Below are 18,739 nucleotides of genomic sequence, written 5' to 3'. Positions count from 1 at the left end.
CTGACTTAGGCTTGAAAGGAGCCACGGCTCTGGCTTTACGACGGCCGTTAGACGGGTAAATAGCAATTGCCATTAACATGGCTATCAGCGCCGTCGAAACGCATAACAACCACCTGTTTTTTCAACCCTTTTTCTTGACAATGTGGCACATAGTTTTTTCAGGGTGTCTACAACACTTGCCAGTCACTATTATTCCTGATCTGATAACGCACATCCGCAAGCCTGGATGATGAAAGTGCGCTGGCCAGACAACTGAAAAAAGGCTACCAAGCATCACCTACTTGAGCCTGTAGAGCTTAAACTGTGTGAACCGATAATCGGATTGCAAAGCGGTTTCCAATACCGGTTCGAGATCAGACTCCGACACCTGCAAGCCGCCGATGTCTACCACTAAATTGTCTCTGTAGGGCTTATTAACCAACACATAATCAGCACCAATATCGTCCAGGTATCCTGCGAGGTCCCCATTCACTAAGCGGTTAGCGTACTCGTAAGAATTGACCAAGCCGTCCCCATTCACCAAATGCGCATCCAGAAAAAATCCCGTCCAGCCGGAACCATCCACCTGAAAGACAACATCTGACCGATCAAGGATCGCATTCGCCTGCTTCACAAACGCCAGCGAGTTAATGCGCGCTGGTATGTGCGTTAATTGATAGCCAAGCCCAAACCCCATGCCAAGTATCAGCGCAGCAACCAGCGCCCCAGGTCGGAAAATCCGGAACCACCACCCGCTAACAGGCCAGAGCTTTGCCACTATATAAAAGGCCGGCAGATAGACTGGTAAGAAGTACCAGTGCCGCTGGTGGTTGAAAATTAAATGCGCGGCATAGAAACCTGCCACGGAAATGACAATGGCAACTGCAAGCCAATGCTTGCGAATGACTGCTAAACCAAATGCCAGCACCAGCAACCCAAATGCCAGTAAATTGCGCAGTGTATAGTCCGCCCCTCGGTGCAACAGATTACTGACCAATCGCGAGCCCTCCATATCGGCAGCCTTGAGGGTCGAGGACACCGAAAACATATGGCCGAAAACCAGCTTCATCAAAACCAGCTGTGCCGCAAGACCAAACAGGAGTGCAATCCCACAGCCGAAACCAATACGGCGATCAGTGATCAAAAGATAACAAATCGGCACGGCAAGCATGATTGTAGCGTCAATCCGCACCAGGGGTATCAGTGCGATCAATCCGTAAAGCCAGAGCGGCACGCTCGCCCCACTCTGAACTCGATCAAACAGAACTTGATAGACCGGCAGAATCAGGAGGACCAACAGATTTACTTCCATCAACAGCGAACACATCAAGGACAAAATCCAGACTAAAATCCGGGCCTCGAGACTGTTAAAGAAGAGAATGGTATAGGCAGAGATAACGAATAACGAAAGCGAAAGATATCCCCAGAGCAAAAACTCCGCCTGAGAACTGACCAACTGTAACACCCAGGACGTACTTGCCATAACGCCCATCCAAAGAAGGTGATAACCAGAGGTTTCATGCAGACCATCAAACGTGGAAACGCCAAGCGTCGCAATGTTTCTGGCGATTTCAGCGTAGAAGAAACCGTCATCTTCAATAATCAGAGAAGGAAATGCGGAGGCATAGGGTAAAATAGCGACTGCTGCCAAAGCAGACAACACAGCCAGTAAAAACACACGGGCAACCACCCCAACCTTGTCATCATCCATAATCACTATCCTTAGCCGCTGATTTTCAGTGCCCTACAAAAACGTTCCCGCTACCTCGACTACGAAAAATAGGCCACGAACGCTCCGACAGCGATACCAACAAACACGCCCCCGGCAATTTCTAACGGAGTATGCCCCATACGCTCTCGATGAATGTTACGCTCGGCCATTTGCTCAGTGAGCCGATTGATCGAGGCAGCTTGTTTACCAACCTGCTGCCTAAGGCTTGAGGCATCAAGCATGACAATGAATGCCACCGTCAGTGCAACTCCAAAAGCGGGGTGATCTAAGCCCTCTGATAAAGCAATCAAAGCACACATACTGCTAACAATGGCGCTATGGTTACTTGGAAAACCACCGTAGCCAATCAATCCAAACGCTGGTTTTCCAGCCCGAATCGAATTAACCAGAAATTTAAGCCCTCCCGCCACTAACCAGGCGGTGAATGGCGTAACCGCATACGATAACGTCATACCAGAACGGCCTCGGGCCATAGCGCCCATCCACAGGCAGCTACCCAGAGCACGACAGTGAGCAACAATTGCCAGTCAGAAAAAAGCGCATCCGTTGGAGACTCTCCCCCGTCCATCGTTTCCACGACGTACCAGTATCGAAAAAGCCCAAATAGAACCAGCGGCACAGTTACAACCAATTCAGGACGAGCAGACATAACAAACATACTGTAAAACACCAATGCGCCAGTCGCCGACATCTCGGCATAACGATCAACCAGTGCAACACTGTAACTTCCAAGAACCTTTCGGGCTTGGTCGCCACTCTGGCTGAGTTCCTGCCTACGTTTAACAGCCGCCAGATAGAGCGCAAGGCAAAGGGTAGTTACAAACATCCAACCAGATACAGGTACGGCCAGCGCCATTGCACCGGCATACACCCTCAACACAAACCCGAGGGCGATGGTAAAGATATCGAGAACGGGCTGATGCTTGAGCACAAATGTGTAAGCAATATTCAGTACAAGATAGATGCCAATAACGGAAACGACTGACGGGACAATAAACCAGCACCCCACCAACACCGCATATAGCGCAATTAACAGCCCGAAGGCCATTCCAGGTTTTACCTGGCCGGAAGCGAGTGGGCGCTCGTGTCGCTTACGAGGATGACGACGATCGCCATCAATATCGCTGAGATCGTTAACAATGTACGTGGCTGAGGACCCAACACAGAATAGAGCAAAAGCCAAAAGCGCGCTGGATGCGGATGCTGGATCAAGAAATTCACCCGCAAAAACCAAAGGTGCCAGCACGAAACCGTTTTTCGCCCATTGTTTAGGCCGAACCAGCTTCACCAGCCCACGGACTTGCCGTAGTGGGGACACCGCTTGTGTTGTATCATCCATAAAACATACCTTACTCACTTCCCTGCAGGCACGGTCGAAACATGAGAATCGCGCTAATCTATACAATTCTCGCCGTAATCGCCACCGTCGCTAATATCGGGGCGCAGGACCTGGTTACGAGGTTTTATCAAGGCCCATTACCGGTAATTCTATCAGTGTTCGTAGGCACGGGCGCGGGTCTAGTTGTCAAATATCTACTCGACAAGCGTTACATTTTTGCGTTCCAGAGCAAAAGTTTGTCTCACGACAGCCAAGTGTTCTTTTTGTATTCTATTATGGGCGTTGTAACAACCTTAGTATTCTGGGGCTTCGAGTTCAGTTTCCATCTGCTATTTGAAACAAAGGAAATGCGATATCTAGGAGGAATACTTGGCCTTGCTGTGGGCTACCTGACGAAATATCATCTCGATAAGCGATACGTATTTCGCACGGAGGCGACGTGACGAAGATTGAATCCTGGGGCCGACTTTCTACCCCCGCCCACACCTTGGTAACACTCAGCTCCGTCACGAACGCACCCGATATTATAGCCAATACCAGAGGGCCGTCTCTCCCCTATGGCAATGGTCGCAGCTATGGCGACTCATGCCTGAACCCCAGCGGAACTCTTTGGGAAACACGCACACTGGACCACTTTATTTCGTTCAGCTCCGAAACGGGGTTGTTAACGTGCGAGCCGGGCGTCCTCCTTGCAGACATACAACGCCTGCTCATTCCAAGAGGATGGACGCTTCCTGTAACCCCTGGGACACAACTCATAACCGTTGGTGGAGCCATCGCCAACGATGTCCACGGGAAAAATCATCACCGCCATGGCTCTTTTTGTGATCACGTAACAGCACTTGAGCTCGCCAGGACAGACGGCAAGCGCCTCACTTGCAGCAAAGAGCATAACACCGACTGGTTCACAGCCACTGCCGGAGGGCTTGGGCTTACCGGCGTAATCCTGTCTGCAACGATACAATTGAAAGCCACCTGCGGCCCTTGGCTGACTACTGAAAGCATCCCTTACCACAGCCTGGATGAGTTCTTTCTTTTGTCGGACGAGTCGGAATCTGAGTGGGAGCACACTGTTTCCTGGATTGACTGCACCAGTCAACGCGGAGTCCGAGGTATATTCATGCGAGGAAACCCGTCCCCTAGGCGGGATATTCCCGAAGAACGCCCTCAAAAGCTGTCACTTCCTTTTATTCCGCCCATGTCGTTGGTAAACCGGTTATCGCTGCCACTCTTTAATTCAATCTACTTCCACCAACAATCGAAGCGTGCTGGCGTCCAGATCCAACACTACAAACCTTTCTTCTACCCGCTAGACGCCATTAAGCACTGGAACAGAGCGTACGGCCGCCGCGGGTTTTATCAATATCAGTCTGTTGTTCCCAGAAAACACCGAGAAGATGCGACCGCCGAAATGCTTAATGAAATAAAACGCTCCGGACAAGGTTCAATGCTTGCAGTCCTTAAAACATTTGGGACGAGGCAAGCCCCGGGGCTGATGAGCTTTCCGATGGAAGGTGTAACGCTCGCCCTGGACTTTCCTAATAGAAATACCACCACGCTAAAGCTGTTTGCGCGACTGGATGCCATCGTGCGGGAGGCCCACGGCAGGATCTACCCTGCAAAAGACGCACGCATGCCCAGGGAACTGTTCGAACTCGGCTACCCTAACCTCCCGAAATTCCAGAGATTCAGGGACCCGGGCATCAGCTCCGCCCTATCTCGCCGACTAACAGGAAGTTGACCGACCCGATGAAACACATTGTTATTGTAGGTGCCACATCCGCCATGGCAGAGCACTGCGCTCGAATATGGGCTGAACGCGAAGATTGCCTGTTTTCCTTGATTGCACGAGATCAGGAAAGATGCACTCGCATCCAAAAAGACCTTGAAACCAGAAACCCCAACGCTCAGTGCAGGCTTTATCAAGTCAACTTTACAGACCCCGCTGCAATCTCCGAACTCATTACGCGGGTTTCAGAAATTCCCGTTGATATTGCGTTAATAGCACACGGCACTTTGCCTGATCAGCAGGCGTGCGAAGAGGACCTTAGCCTGTGTGAACATACCCTGACCATCAATGGCAGTTCACCGGTAATGTTCGCAGAGGCTTTCGCCAAACAAATGGCGCCACTGGATCACGGACACATCGCTTTGATTGGTTCGGTTGCCGGAGACCGGGGACGAAAGTCCAATTATGTTTACGGCGCAGCAAAGGGACTCGTCACACGATACGCCCAAGGACTCCAGCACAGATTCGCAAAAACAGGCGTGCGGGTCACCCTAGTCAAACCGGGACCAACCAAAACCCCGATGACGCAGGCAATGGCAAACACTGACTCATTCGCAGACGTCCACGAAGTGGCCCAGCAGATACTCAACGCCATAGACTCTCGCAGAGAAATCGCTTACGTCCCCATGAAATGGGCGCTGATAATGATGATAATCAGGCATTTGCCAAGAATCGTTTTCAACAGAATGAATATCTAACCTTTCCTTATTCCAAAGATCGCTGTTCATTTTTCACGCAACCCCTTTGTAAAATCCTGCAACCGGGACATCACCGCGTGTATGGTGTCGCCGGCAAATCCTCTGGGGAAATTCCAATACATCAGGCCGTCGCTTATCAGATGACCGATGATCAGCTCGATACTGTTTCGCCGATCCTGCTGATCGGGGTGGGTCTTGCCGCGTCCGCGCCGCTTGCCGGTGATATAAATTTTGCAGAGGAAGGTGCTCTCACTGCCACGGTAACCCCGGTCGGCCAGCATATGCTCCGGCATCTTGCTGGTGTGCAGAAGGACTCGCTTAAGTGCCGTATCGACAGTGTGGCCAGCGTAAGGATTGCCCGCCAGGGCCTGGCAATCCAGCACAAAGCCTTCTTTGGCAGTCGCAGTGGCAGACACGGGTCATTGTGATCACCCGACAACCGCTCTAAAACGGAGACCTTGGAATCCGTCGTTTGTTAAGTCATCGAATCAGACGTCGTTGTACTGTTACCAGCAGTAAAGATAGGCTAGATTTAAAAGACTAATTGAGCCTTTTTTTGCAAAAGCGAATACTAATCCGCAATTCTGAAATCAATGGCTCGCTATAGTGGCTTCTCCAACGTAGAGGGTTTATTTATGATTATGAATCGTACCCTAGTCTCATCAACTGCATGGCTCTTTTCGCTGTTAGCGGCGCTCGACGCGACGACATCAGTCGCCACCGAGCCAGCGATATCGGCTATCCAGACAGATTTTGATCGGTCTTCCCTCTCCATCTCAGGGAATGGATTTGGCGACGGACCTAAAGTTATTGTTTACGACACGTTCGATTCAAACGATAGAATTGCAGGTGAGCCCGTTCAGCTTTCTGCATCGCAGATCGGATCGTGGACGGAAATTCATGAGTTCAACATTCCTACCTACTCCAACGTTAGCAGATCAGGCAATAACAGCGCTAAGGTCTTTGATGGAGCGACCCAAAAAACAAACGCAATCAGACTTAAATTCGACGGCACCAAGGAGTTTTATGTCAGCTACTGGATTTATTTAGAAGGACCAAAATACTTCCCTGGTGACCAAGTACAGGCGCCGAGAACCTTCGCAGAAGATAGCTCATTCAAAATGCTATGGGTATTTGACACTGACGTCGTCGGTCGCTCGTCTGACGTAGTTTTACCGACGCACGTCGGGGGAGGTAGATTTTATCTTGCAGGAAACGACGCTAATCTTGTTACGGATGTAGGTAATGAGTGGTGGAGTTGGGATCATTGGATGCGCATTTCTTTCTGGTTGAAAGCCAACCCGAATAATCCAACTGAACCGGGTATTATTCACTTCGACACTCTATCTGAGGATAAAGGCCATACTCAGCGCGTATATAATGTTCCAGTGTTCGATGAAGATGGCCCTGTTGAAAAACAGTATCAGCAAATGAATTTTCCAGGCTGGATTCGTTCCATACAGAATTCAAAGACAAACATACTGTATGACGATATCTATGTGAGCGCAGGACCGAACGCTTCAGCCCGCATCGAACTTGGCAATGCACCATATCTAGATAAAGTTACTCAGTTGGAATTGCTAACAATCGAATCGTGGTCTGACACAAATATTCAAGCAAGAGTGAGCACCGTAGAAAATAAATATATAAAAAACCTTTATCTCTACGTAACTAATGGCAACGGAGAAACAAATATCAAAGGTATTCCATTAATTAGCCCACCTGCTAAAATCGAGTCAATGAGCGTGGAATAAAGAACTCTAGCCAGAGGGCAGTATAGTTCTCTGGCTAAATTCTCACTTTTCTCGTTAACATGCGCCTTTTAATCATATACCAAAAAGATGGGTTTTCCTTCTCTATCAGCGTGTAGAGATTTCTTGCTTCGCCGGACAATACAACCCGCGTTTTGATCACGGCCTTTAGACCGATAAAACCATCCCTTAGCCCCCTGAGATAGTATCGAACAAAACCATCGCGCAGAGAATAGAAAAACATTGAACCCAAGCCGATGAAAAGTTTTCTTATTGCCATGGAAATTGGATAATGACGGGCAGCAAGCCAAATTTGATTTCGTGTATCATAATAATAGCGTCGCCAACTAGATCGCCCCCCCTCCGCATGAGAGTGGCGAACAATGATGTCAGGGCAATAAATGATTGTGGCGCCTTTCTTTATAATTTGAAGAGCCAAATCAGGCCCCTCATGGCTTATAAAAAAACACTCAGGATATAATTCAGTATCGGATATTAAATCTCTTCTAAATATAACCGCCCCTTCGCTAATTTCATACGTTTTAAACTCTACATCACAGAAATCTTCAATTTTTTTATGGTGAATCCAATTTACCTGATGTTCGGTGAGATCATCGATTATTTTAAAATTAATAGCGCAAATTGTGGCATCTTGAAAAAATCTTTCCAAGGCGATATGGAGCGACTCGGCATTAAACCCAAACACATCGTCATCCAATGTTACAATGAATTGACCTGAACTCTCCCTGATTCCGTGGTTTCGACCGCCAACGCCAATGTTTCTTTCCAGATTCAAAACCTTGAGTCTATGATCATAGAGTGGTAATTTTTTCAGATCCGTAGCATTACCATTATTTACAACAATAACTTCAAAAGGATCATAGTCTATTGTCAAAATCTCTTTAACATTTCGTTCGATTTCTTGAGGGCGGCAAAAAGTTAAGAGAACAAAAGAAATAAGAGGATTTGACACAAAGTCTCCTTACAAGGAATTTCAAAACCAGTAATTTATAATACTTTCGATTTTATATCTTGACAGCAACCTTAAAATGACGGACTACCTTTATATTCAGTTGTTTCCCAAGAATCAGTCTTCCATTCCTTCCAGTAAGATCTCGTAGCGCGTCTTGCGCTTCTTTGTTTCATATCCGGCTGAGGAGCAGACGATCTAATCCATAGTAGCAACGAATCCTGGGCAGTCGACGTTGGCATTCTAAGGCTTATTCAAAATTCCCTTGAGCTGTCAGAGCGCTGTAATAGAAACCAAGATATCCAACAGCCATTGCCTCAGATGAATAATTTCTAGCCAGATTGTCATAAGCACAAACTGTTTTCTTGTCAGTATCCTCACTATCAGCGATAGATTCTGAAATGGCTTTACAAATAGTCTCAGGATTAACATCGCTCAGGAGCCTGCCGCCCTGTCCATTACAAAGAACTTTCGGCATTTCGCCAACTACCGAGGCAACCACGGAAGTCTTGAGTGCAATAGCCTCAAGGAGTGTGATCGGCAACCCCTCGGTCAGGGAAGGCACTACCAGCAGATTCGAACGGCTCATTAATGATGGAACAGTACTGCAATACCCCGGCAACAGAACATCACCTTCAAGGTTTAGGTCACCGATCAGCTTTTCAAATTGTTGACGGAACCCACCCTCACCAACAATGATCAGCCCGGACCCGGGCTTTTGTTTCCTGAACTCGGAAAACGCTGAGATTAGCCTGTCGAAACCTTTTTCCTGTGAGAGTCTTCCAACGCCAAGAATGACAACATTATGATTGTCGATGAATGACTTAAAAGGCTCTCCCAATTCTTCTCGCGAGGCCGCCTGAACCTCATCAATATTAAGTCCATTCGGGATTACAACGACATGATCGGTTGACGATTTACCCGGCAACTCGCTCCTCATCGCTTCACCAACAAGGACAACGCCACGCATCCGGCGGATGGCCAACCGGTCAAGAATTTCGTATAACCAAAGCTTGGAAAAACGCGGCGCGTGAACATACCCGTGTAACGTTGCAACCATCGGTATGCGCCTGAAACGCTCCGGATACATTCCCAGAAGAACATTGAACTTGAACCCATGTGAGTGAAGAAGGACGTAACCGCGTTTCTTCGCCCATATCAGTATTTTTCGGGACTCTTTTAGATTCAGGCCTGGCTTCATGCGCCATGGCGTGACTGGCAGCCCTTTGACTCTGGCCTCTTTTTCAATAGGCTTTTCGTCAATACCCGGTTTACCGGCACTCAGGATCATCGGTTCAAGGCCTTGTTTAATCTGCTCCTGAACCAGGCATACCAACATTTTCTCGGCCCCGTAAAGACCACCACTGTCGATCAGGTGCAGGATTCTCACCTTTGGCTCCAATTTTCTTCAATGAGGTGCATCGAAAGCGTCACCTATTGGTCCTATCTTGGCCGCGTCTGCTTATAACAGATTTAATCCAACCTGCATCCAGCCTACCATCACGCAGATCTGTCAATGGCTTTTCAAAAAACCTGTAAATCAAAAAAGAAGAAAAGATTGCAAACCCTGTCCAGATAGCAAAGGTCAATATCTGTAATATCGGGCTATCGAGAATTTTTGGCAGAATAAAAATCCTGAACCCCTCCATCGCCGGGACATGAACCAGATAAAGCGAATAAGACCACAGCGAGATATTGCACACCCACTTTTCCAACGGGCTGTTTCCTTCATCCTTAAATCTCCAGCAGGATAAAATGGGGAGCCAGCAACTAACGCCAAGGGAAATAATCGGAAAAAGGAACAATAGCATCCAGGCTTGCTGATTGATTTCCGGGCTATTTCGAATAGCAACGCCAACACCAAGCAGTAGAGTACCAGCAATGAAAAGTGACAGCTTATATTTCTCAAGAAACTCCCTATTATTCAACCAAAGCCAGGCGGCTACCACACCATAAATAAGCGAGTCCAACCTCAGCAAAGCAACCCGCCGCATCTCGTCACTCCACGTCGCTTCAAAGTGGCTGATGTAGTAGTGCCTGCCGATGAATGACGCGATAACAACCAAAAGGAATGTTGACCAAATCGCAGAAGCTTTACTTTTTGAAATTCGCAAAAAAATCAAAAAAATGAAAGGAACTGTAACATAGAACCATTCTTCTACAGTCAACGACCATGAGACGCTGAAAAATCCTTCATTGGGTCTTATTAAGTTTTGAAGGAAGAAAAGGTATCGCCAATCAAAAATAAAATCGTCTTTTAAAACGCTAAATCCAACGGAGTTGATCACAATAAAAAGATAATAATTAGGAAGGGTGCGCCACCAGCGTCGCTTCCAGAAATACAAAAGATCTTTTATGCCAGAGCTATCCGAAAATGTCTTAAGAAAGATAGTTCCGATAAGAAATCCGCTTAAAACAAAAAAGAATTCGACACCGAGAAAATCAAATACCCGAAAGAACTCATAAATACCACCGAAAGATGGCATCAACACCAAACCATGACCGATAACCACAAGCATGATCGCCATAAAACGTAAAAAATCTAGCCCAAATATTCTGGATGTTCCCATTAAAAAATTTCCTCATCCCTTCCTTGGATTCCAGATCACCTTCTTCTCCCCCCTCAAAAACGCAAAAAACGCTTTGTAAGAGGCCAGATTGAGCAACATGAAGTAATAAGGTATCGCATATACCGCTGAGAGCGATTGCCCGCCTGCTTCTTTCTTCCGGCCCAGCCAGGCCAGTACCAGGAATGCAATGTACGCTAGTGCTGCTGGCTGGTAGATGCCGCCTTTGGGTGCCAGCAGTAGTGTAACAATTGCCAGGGTGATCATCGGAACGAAGGCGCCATAGCGAAGCAGTTTGTGGGACATAAGCTGCCAGGCGAAGATTGGGCCTCCTACCGGATTCATGAGGTGCTTCATATCTTTCAGCGCCCATAGCGCCCGCAGGCTTACGCGCACCCGCATGCTGAACTCGCTACGTCCATCGCTCAGGGCTTCTTCCTTGAGCAGTGCCTCTGGCTCATAAACAACCCGGTAGCCTTGCTCCACCACTTTCAGAGGTTGAACAAAATCCGGTAACTGGTCAGCTCTTAGCGGTTGATAGAGTTCCTTTCGCATCGCATCGATTCCGCCATCAACCCCAACGATGGAGCCAATGCGGGTTTCTTGGTCGCGCAGCCAATTCTCGTATTTCATGTAGGCGCTGCAGCCGTCCCCCACCATGGAGCCGTCGGCGTGCACGTAGACCATCTTGCCTGTCACATACCCCACCCGAGGGTCTGCAAAATTCCGGCACAGCTTTCGTACTGCCTGGGTGTCCCATTGGGAGTTCGCGTCGGAGAACAGCAGGATGTCGCCAGTCGCTGTCGGTACGAGCGTATTCAGGCCAGCGGTCTTGCCTTGCCTCGGTGCCTGGCGAAACAGTCGAACCGGTATTTGGGTGGATGCTGCAACGGCTTCTACAATGCCATCGGTGCCGTCTTCAGATTCGTCGGATATCACCAGCACTTCCAGTTTTTCCAGCGGGTAATCCAGGGCCAGCTTGTTCCGGAGCGTGGCCTCGATATCCTTCGCCTCGTTGTAGGCGGCAATCAAAATCGACACCTTTGGCAGATAATCGTCGTTAGCTGCTATCGGGTTGGATTTCAGTGTAGCAAAAGCTTTCACCGCCAGCGGATATCCGAAGTAGATGTAGAACAACAGCGCGAACGACGCCCAGAACACAAACTCCATCATGCAGCTCCCACCGATTGGAAGGCTTCCAATGTGTTGGTTTGGGTGTCCAGCACACCCTGGTCTTTCAGGACATTGCTCATGGTTGTAAACTGAAATTGTTGGATCAGTTTGGCCAACCGCTGTTCGCACACGTCCAGGTTGTTGTAATGCCGGAACCTGGAGAACCATTTCACGTCAAGACGGGGTTGTCCTGGGTCTACCTCCCAGGGGTGCAGATAAAACACGAAGGGCTTGCCCTGCCGGTTTATCGATCCGAGGCCGAACTTGCTGAACCAATATGGAAACAAGCGAAAGTAACCCCCCCCGGCAATCGGCAGGGTGTAGCCCGGGAACTTTAGCGTGCTCAATGGAAACTCTGCCAGCTCATAACCTTTATCGGTGACCAGGCGGTGCGGCCACCTTGGCGTGCCAGGCATGCCGTACCGATCGTGATGCACCGGAAAGATCGAGGAGTCCCAGGTGAAGCCTTGCTCCGCCAGTATATCCAGCGCCCAGCGGGACTCATTGGTGATGGAGTAACTGGCAGCCCGGTATCCGGTAACAGGTGCACCAAGGATGTCTTCCAGAATGCCTTTGGAGCGAATCGTTTCTTCCCGAAAAACTTCGGGCGTCTGGTTATATATCAATTGGTGGCTGTAGCCATGGCTGGCGATTTCATGGCCGGCTGCGGCAATACGTTCAACCAGTTTCGGCGACCGTTCCGCCACCCAACCAAGGGTAAAGAAGGTGGCTTTAACGCCCGCTTCATTGAACAGGCCCAGTATCCGGTCGGTGTTGGCCTCAACCCGATATTCCATGCTGGCCCAATCGTCGTAGTTGACGGCTTCAGCCAGCGCAGCTACCTGGAAGTAGTCTTCCACGTCGATGGTCAGTGCGTTCTCAATCCGTTGTGTCATGGCGTCGGTCTCACCCACATCCTGTTACGGTTAACGAAACCGGTATTCCAAGCCCAGCAACACCCAGTTCTCTTCATACTCACTGTTTGCTAAATCGCTGACTTTACTTTCATGGCCGGCCCGGGCGTTCAAGCTGAGATCCCGGGACGCTTGGTATTCCATGCCGAGCTCTACCCTTGCTCTGCGATCATCCACGTCGTCGCTTGCATAGGTCTGGTAGTCGTATCCCAGACCGAGCGATGCACTTGTTCGCTCCGCAACGGGTCGCGAATACCGGATATTCAAGCCACTGCTGTCTTCCTGCTCGTTCGATTGGAGATAGTCGGACTGGTTGGCATAAGCTTCAACCGTCAATGAACCGCTATCGGAAAAACGCTTGTTAAGACCCGTTACAATCGTAGTCACTTCCACTGAAATCGAATCTTGCAGGCTGAACTGAAATTCTCCGAAACGGAAATCAAATGTAGACGTTCGATCGGTCAGCTCCCGGGCGGCACGAAGGAACCACTCCGCGCTCGGCGTCAGGCTTCTTGTCAGGTCCAGCTCCCCCACCAGGCCATCGCTGGTTTGAGTGGTGGTGCCAAAACGGGTTTCAATTTCACTCGCTCCAACGGCGCCGGACACATTCATGGTTGCCCAGAGTTTACTGAAGGTCACTCTGGCGGATGTGACGTCTACTTCGGCTCCGGTGTCGTATTCGGTGCGGCTGTATGAGGTGCTAAGGCCGCTGTTCAGGGTTTGGCTGAACGCATGGCTCCAGGCGACCGAGCCGGTATAACGTTCACTATCAGACTCCTCCGGTTCGGAGAATTCTGTGTTCTGATACAACGCCGACAGTGTCAGCCAGTTGGTGTTGTTTAAACGCCAGACGTAACGCGGGCCGGAACTGAACACATTCTTTTGGGTTCGGTTGTCTTGCGTGTCGCTCTGGCGGCTGCTTTGATTTACTTCCCTCAGGGTATTGGCCACATCCCAGTAGAGCTGATTGGCTAATTCACAGTCGCCTGCAAAGTCCATTTCTGCGTAACTTTCGTTATCAAACGTGCTGTCTTGCCAGTATCTATAGCCCAGCGTGCCGGAGAAATCAGAATTACAACGCCCAGGGTCACTGGTATACCCTGCCTTCACATAAGCTCGACTTTCGAGGTCACTGATTTCGTTGCTGCTGCTCTTTCTTGCATTGTCCGTAAACCGGGTATCGAGACCAGCTAACAGTTCGGTCTGACCCGCCAGGGCTGGCACAGCACCACCCAACACGGTGAGCCCCACCGTTGAGACACTCCGAAGCATCCCTGCTCGCTGCCGACTAGCCATTGATAACGGCTCCCACAAATTTGTCCGGGTTAAACGCCGTAGCAGCTTGCTCCGCTGCCGCTGCCGTAATTTTGCCATGGGGCACTACCAGCATTCCGTAATCACACAGCTCAGTCAGAATTCGCGCATCCGGCGATTCCGAAATCGGTGCGGTGTCGAGTACGATGAAACGGTCCGGATATCGGCGGCGAACCGCCTGCAGGAACTGCTTCATTCTGAATGAGGTAAAGAATTCCGCTGGCGTTTCTCGTCGGCTGCCCGCCGGTATCAAGCGTAAGCGGGGGATACCCGTTGGGTAGAGAATCCGGGCAATGTCAAAATCCGGGTCATCCAGGAAGTCGGTCAGGCCGGTCTCCGGCATCACATCCAGCGTGCTGTGCAGGGACGGTTCGCGCAGATTACAGTCGATAATCAGCGCGGTCTTGGCCTGATCAAAGGCAAATGCCGCCGCCAGATTCAGCGCAACAAATGAAGATCCAGCCCCGGAACAGGCCCCGCTCACCACCAGGGTAAAATTATTACCACCGGAAAGTTCCAGTAATTTGGTACGAAGGTTTCGGAATCGGTTTACAAGGGCTCTGTCCCTGGATTCAGGGTAGATGATCCTGCGTTCATCCAGATCGTCTGGCGTGAGCTTTCTTGGCTCCTGCATTCGGACAATCTGTTTACTGATGACGTATTTATCGACGGCACCGGGGCCCAGCTCCAGCGAGCTTGGCACCAGCAATCGGGAATCTTCCTCATCATGCTTTGGAACTTCCGACGGGAAACTTCTTTGCTCCGGCATCAGATAATCTCCAGATAAGCCAGTGCAACAACCGCCACATAAAGCGCAGCCGCAACCAAGGCGAAAATTCCTACAAGCCAAGTCACTTTCCGGTCTCTGCGTTTTTCAAAAGGGGTACGCACTTCAGGTATTTCAATAAGCACCGGCAGCCCAATGCCCTCTTCGAGTTGCTTTTTGGCCCGGATACGAGGATCAACCTGCAACAAGCCGGCGACCGCACCGAACGGCGCGATCATCCCTAACAGTAACCCTGCCATGGCAAACATGGAGAACTGGGGTCCGTTTGGCTCGCGGGGATACTGTGCGGGTTCGTTTATTCGGTAGTTCAACCCCTGCCCTTCGATGTCCAGATGCATGGACACCCGCGCTTTTTCTCTGCGCTTCAGGAGGTCGTCGTAGATTTCGCGGTTGACTTCCATATCACGGGTCAGCTCAGAGTATTGGGCCTTGTTTGCCTGTATCCGCTCCATTCTCTGAACATGCTCGGTCATTAACCTCTCCAGCGACGCTATACGGGTTTCGACGGTGGCCATGTCTGCGCGTGTTGTTGATAGCGCCGCACTTAGTTCTTGATACAGGGGGTTTACGGCCTCTTCACCCGCCAGCGCATTTCGTGAAGGTTCCTGTTGAGATGCAGCAGCTCTTTGCTTGCGCAGCTCCGCAAGCTGCTCCCGCAGAATGACAATATCGGGATAGGAATCGTGGTACTGCAACCTGAGGGCGTCCAGCCGCTCCTCAAGCATTCGGATACGCTCCCGGTAGGCGTCTTCTGTTCTACCTTGACGGATGGTTGGACGTATCCCGGCAAGCTGCCCCGCCAGAGACGCCGAGCGGGTTTTAAGCTCCTCTTGTTCGAGTTTTGCGAGCTCCAGCTGATTTCTAAGCTGGGCCATTCGAGCATTGGCTTCCTGCTCCGTGCCGTCTGTATTTTCAGACAGGAACTGTTTCAGGCGATTTTCAGCCTGAGTCAGTTGCTGCTCGTAGCTTTTAACTTGCTTGTCGATAAAGTCATAGGCGCCGCGGCTTTCTATTCGCTTTCGCTCTTTGGTTTCCTCAACAAAAAGCTGACCAAGGCGCTGGGCGGTGCGAAAAGATTCCATCTGGGAGGTGGAGGTGAAACCAACGCTGAAGTAACTGTCACCTCGGGGCCGCACCGCCAACCCGGACCGGACATAAGCGATCCGGTTTTCGATAGCCTCTGGGTCCATGGAGGCGTTCTCGAAAATACTGGTGTCTGTAGCCACTTTTTCAATCACCGAACGGCTGAGCAGCATTTCCTTGGCAGCTGAGATACGGTCGTTTATTTCAGTGGTCACCGCACGCCCTTCCATCAGCGGCCCGATGATATTCCTGTCGTCAACAAAGATGATCACATCCGATTGATACTTGTAAGGCCATACGAAGCCAGCCCCGAGAATCGCAAAGCTCACGACAACAAAAAGAAGGAACGCAAGCCACTTACGACTGCGTACCTCCCGGATAACTTCCTGTGGTATTTGCGACAGGGGTAATGCCATATCAACCGAACCTCAATTGTTCCTGCAGGGCTGTCAGTTAAAAACTGCGCTCAGGAATGGTGAGAATGTCGCCGGGCCGCATAGAGTAGTTGGTTTCAACCACCCCTTTGCTCAGAATATCATCAAGCCGAACCGGAATGGCCACCACATCGCCTTCCACTTTCCGGTAAAGCATGGCGCTGTTGAGTGATGCAAACTCATTGGCGCCACCAGCACTGAGGAAAACATCCAGCACCGTCATACCGCTGCGATGTGGAACAGAGATCGGCTGGCGAACCGCTCCAGTCACCCGCACCCGGTCAGTGAACTCATGGCTACCCATGGAGGTAACCACCACACTCACCTGGGGTTCCCGGATGTACTGCGCCAGATCCGCCTTGATGGCGCCGGCCAGCTCTACCGGTGTGCGGCCACTGGCTTGCACGTCACCAACCAGTGGTACCGAGATTTTGCCATCAGGTCGCACCGGTACGGATATGCTGAGATCGTCATTGCGCCATACGGACACCTGCACAACATCGGTGGCGCCCAGAATGTATTGGTCAACGCTGTCTCTGGTTTCGACAGCCAGTGCCCGCTGAATTTTCTCAGGGGAAGAAGGGGAGTTTCCGGCACAGCCGGAGAGAAAAGCTACCGCCAGAAAGGACACTAATAGCCCTTGGGTGAGATACTTCCGTGACATCTTTAATCCTCGCTTCTGAGGTCCGTGCTGCATTCCATGTTCCGGGAAATGCTTTGTCCCGAAACTACCTTGATCCTTTTTTGAACAACACCACTTCTACTGTCTGAATTATAACCAACAGATCAAGAAGCAAACTCTGATTCTTGATGTAATAGAGATCGTAGCGGAGCTTTTCCCGGGTATCTTCTTCGTTGTCCGCATAAGCGAAGCAGAGTTGAGCCCAACCTGTTAGCCCCGGCTTTACCCGGTGGCGCTCGGCATAAAACGGGATTTTTTCCGACAGTTGCTCCACAAAAATCGGCCGTTCAGGCCTTGGGCCAACGAACGCCATGGTGCCATTCAGCACGTTAAAGATCTGTGGCAGCTCATCAATTCTGACCTTCCGGATGAATTCACCCACCCGGGTAACCCGGCTGTCGTTCTTTTTCGCCCACACCGCACCGTGTTTTTCAGCGTCGGTCACCATCGAGCGAAACTTGTGGACCCGAAATACCCGGTTGTTCAGCCCTACTCGTTCCTGGCTGTAAAGAACCGGCGATTTCAAGCCGTCTTCCAGTTTGATGGCGAGAGCGGTGAGCAACATGATCGGAAAGGTTGCCAGCAGCAGCAAACCGGCAGAAAAAATGTCCAGCGTGCGCTTGCCGATGCCGTACACCGATGAAACCGTAAAGCCATCGGAGAACACCAGCCAGCCCCGGGTAATCATTTCCAGGGCGACTTTGCGGGACTCCCGCTCGTAGAAATTGGCGCCATCGATGATTTGCACACCTTCCATTTTACATTCCAGAAGGTCCTCCATCGGCAGCCCGCGGCGGCGATCGTCTACGGCCACGACGATTTCCCGCACGGGGTGCCGCAGTACGTATTCGTGAAGAGAGGTTGGCAGGTTGATGAGGTGCTCGTCGGCAATTTCGATGGGCTCGTCAGGCAGCGGTACAAAGCCCGCCATGGTGAAACCCTTTCGATTGAAAGGCGTGGTGAGGTCTTCCAGCAACTGCCTGGCACGATGGCCCGCGCCCAGGACCAGCACCCGGCGTTTGAAAGCTTCATTCCCGACAAGGGCAAAAAACAGAACCCGCGTGATGCCGAGTGAAAAAATCGACAGCACCGTGGCCGATGTCAGCAGGCCAAAGCTGCCGAGATACCACAGCCAGTCGTCTGCAACGAAATAGGCAAAGCCGTGTACCGGTATTGCCAGAATCATGGCCATGATGGTGCGCAGCATCATGCCCGACATGCCCTCTTCCACACTGGCCTGATGCACGCCAAGCGCAATCATGACAATGAGGTTGAAGAGAGAAAATGCGATGACGGAGAGAATGATGAAAAGCAGATTTTCAACAAAGAAACCCACTTCCCCGAAGAAGCGGAAAAACACGGCCAATGCGAAAGCCAGGGCCATGACAATGAAGTCAATCAGGCCAAGTATGACAAAAGGCAGGTGAATATAGTGTCTGAACAACCTGACGTGGGCCACGTCATCTCCTTGTGCGGTTCATACTGCACTGAACTGAACTGATAGCGTCCTTTGCTACACACCGTAAC

17 protein-coding genes and 1 pseudogene are annotated in these 18,739 nt (G+C 50.4%); 4 read left to right on the top strand and 14 right to left on the bottom strand.

Annotated features, from left to right (window positions below; genetic code table 11):
• Window positions 1–277: 277 nt before the first annotated feature.
• From QPL95_RS02630 to QPL95_RS02620, 3 genes are read right to left on the bottom strand one after another with little or no spacing between them, the layout of a single operon-like run.
• Window positions 278–1,690, bottom strand: coding sequence for a hypothetical protein (locus tag QPL95_RS02630; protein WP_303289441.1), 1,413 nt, complete (start codon window positions 1,688–1,690; stop codon window positions 278–280).
• 59 nt (window positions 1,691–1,749) lie between these two features.
• The gene (locus QPL95_RS02625; protein ID WP_303289440.1) at window positions 1,750–2,163 is read right to left on the bottom strand and encodes a divergent PAP2 family protein; all 414 of its coding nucleotides are present in this window, start codon (window positions 2,161–2,163) and stop codon (window positions 1,750–1,752) included.
• Window positions 2,160–3,050, bottom strand: coding sequence for a decaprenyl-phosphate phosphoribosyltransferase (locus QPL95_RS02620; RefSeq protein ID WP_303289439.1), 891 nt, complete (start codon window positions 3,048–3,050; stop codon window positions 2,160–2,162). The genes QPL95_RS02625 and QPL95_RS02620 overlap by 4 nt, the downstream gene beginning before the upstream one ends.
• A gap of 41 nt (window positions 3,051–3,091) precedes the next feature.
• Here QPL95_RS02620 and QPL95_RS02615 point away from each other — a divergent pair, with 41 nt between their 5' ends.
• From QPL95_RS02615 to QPL95_RS02605, 3 genes are read left to right on the top strand one after another with little or no spacing between them, the layout of a single operon-like run.
• A complete protein-coding gene (locus tag QPL95_RS02615; protein WP_303289438.1) occupies window positions 3,092–3,493 on the top strand; it encodes a GtrA family protein in 402 nt (133 codons plus the stop codon).
• Complete coding sequence (locus QPL95_RS02610) at window positions 3,490–4,791, top strand: FAD-binding oxidoreductase (RefSeq protein ID WP_303289437.1); 1,302 nt, start codon at window positions 3,490–3,492, stop codon at window positions 4,789–4,791. Before QPL95_RS02615 ends, QPL95_RS02610 begins: the two co-directional genes overlap by 4 nt.
• 8 nt (window positions 4,792–4,799) lie before the next feature.
• Window positions 4,800–5,537: an SDR family NAD(P)-dependent oxidoreductase gene (locus QPL95_RS02605; protein WP_303289436.1), complete on the top strand. Its 738-nt coding sequence runs from the start codon at window positions 4,800–4,802 to the stop codon at window positions 5,535–5,537.
• A gap of 68 nt (window positions 5,538–5,605) precedes the next feature.
• On the opposite strand, the pseudogene QPL95_RS02600 reads toward QPL95_RS02605, so the two are convergent.
• Window positions 5,606–5,938 (bottom strand): annotated as a pseudogene (locus tag QPL95_RS02600) (IS5/IS1182 family transposase); the annotation flags it as partial.
• Between the two features lie 234 nt (window positions 5,939–6,172).
• Between QPL95_RS02600 and QPL95_RS02595 the strand changes: the two are divergent.
• Window positions 6,173–7,291 (top strand): hypothetical protein, encoded by a 1,119-nt coding sequence (locus QPL95_RS02595; RefSeq protein WP_303289435.1) that lies wholly within the window; start codon window positions 6,173–6,175, stop codon window positions 7,289–7,291.
• Between the two features lie 34 nt (window positions 7,292–7,325).
• Here QPL95_RS02595 and QPL95_RS02590 read toward each other — a convergent pair whose 3' ends face one another.
• From QPL95_RS02590 to QPL95_RS02545, 10 genes are all read right to left on the bottom strand, one after another.
• A complete protein-coding gene (locus QPL95_RS02590) occupies window positions 7,326–8,261 on the bottom strand; it encodes a glycosyltransferase family 2 protein (protein WP_303289434.1) in 936 nt (311 codons plus the stop codon).
• Window positions 8,262–8,508: 247 nt separating this feature from the next.
• Entirely contained in the window at window positions 8,509–9,648 is a 1,140-nt protein-coding gene (locus QPL95_RS02585) for a glycosyltransferase (protein ID WP_303289433.1), read from the bottom strand.
• A gap of 40 nt (window positions 9,649–9,688) precedes the next feature.
• On the bottom strand, window positions 9,689–10,828 hold the full coding sequence (locus tag QPL95_RS02580) for an acyltransferase (RefSeq protein WP_303289432.1): 1,140 nt from the start codon (window positions 10,826–10,828) through the stop codon (window positions 9,689–9,691).
• 12 nt (window positions 10,829–10,840) lie between these two features.
• The gene (locus QPL95_RS02575; RefSeq protein ID WP_303289431.1) at window positions 10,841–11,998 is read right to left on the bottom strand and encodes a glycosyltransferase family 2 protein; all 1,158 of its coding nucleotides are present in this window, start codon (window positions 11,996–11,998) and stop codon (window positions 10,841–10,843) included.
• The gene (locus QPL95_RS02570; RefSeq protein WP_303289430.1) at window positions 11,995–12,894 is read right to left on the bottom strand and encodes an XrtA system polysaccharide deacetylase; all 900 of its coding nucleotides are present in this window, start codon (window positions 12,892–12,894) and stop codon (window positions 11,995–11,997) included. The genes QPL95_RS02575 and QPL95_RS02570 overlap by 4 nt, the downstream gene beginning before the upstream one ends.
• Before the next feature lie 30 nt (window positions 12,895–12,924).
• Window positions 12,925–14,208: an outer membrane beta-barrel protein gene (locus QPL95_RS02565; protein ID WP_303289429.1), complete on the bottom strand. Its 1,284-nt coding sequence runs from the start codon at window positions 14,206–14,208 to the stop codon at window positions 12,925–12,927.
• Window positions 14,201–14,995, bottom strand: coding sequence for a polysaccharide biosynthesis protein (locus QPL95_RS02560; RefSeq protein WP_303289428.1), 795 nt, complete (start codon window positions 14,993–14,995; stop codon window positions 14,201–14,203). Before QPL95_RS02560 ends, QPL95_RS02565 begins: the two co-directional genes overlap by 8 nt.
• On the bottom strand, window positions 14,995–16,512 hold the full coding sequence (locus tag QPL95_RS02555; protein ID WP_303289427.1) for an XrtA system polysaccharide chain length determinant: 1,518 nt from the start codon (window positions 16,510–16,512) through the stop codon (window positions 14,995–14,997). Before QPL95_RS02555 ends, QPL95_RS02560 begins: the two co-directional genes overlap by 1 nt.
• Before the next feature lie 37 nt (window positions 16,513–16,549).
• On the bottom strand, window positions 16,550–17,194 hold the full coding sequence (locus QPL95_RS02550; protein WP_303289426.1) for an XrtA/PEP-CTERM system exopolysaccharide export protein: 645 nt from the start codon (window positions 17,192–17,194) through the stop codon (window positions 16,550–16,552).
• A 64-nt stretch (window positions 17,195–17,258) separates the two neighbouring features.
• Window positions 17,259–18,671: a TIGR03013 family XrtA/PEP-CTERM system glycosyltransferase gene (locus QPL95_RS02545; RefSeq protein WP_303289425.1), complete on the bottom strand. Its 1,413-nt coding sequence runs from the start codon at window positions 18,669–18,671 to the stop codon at window positions 17,259–17,261.
• Between the last annotated feature and the right edge of the window lie 68 nt (window positions 18,672–18,739).

Source organism: Marinobacter sp. SS5-14b, from assembly GCF_030541005.1.
Classification (GTDB): domain Bacteria; phylum Pseudomonadota; class Gammaproteobacteria; order Pseudomonadales; family Oleiphilaceae; genus Marinobacter.
The sequence above is the reverse complement of the archived record's forward strand: the minus strand, read 5'-3'. Positions and strand labels throughout refer to the sequence as shown.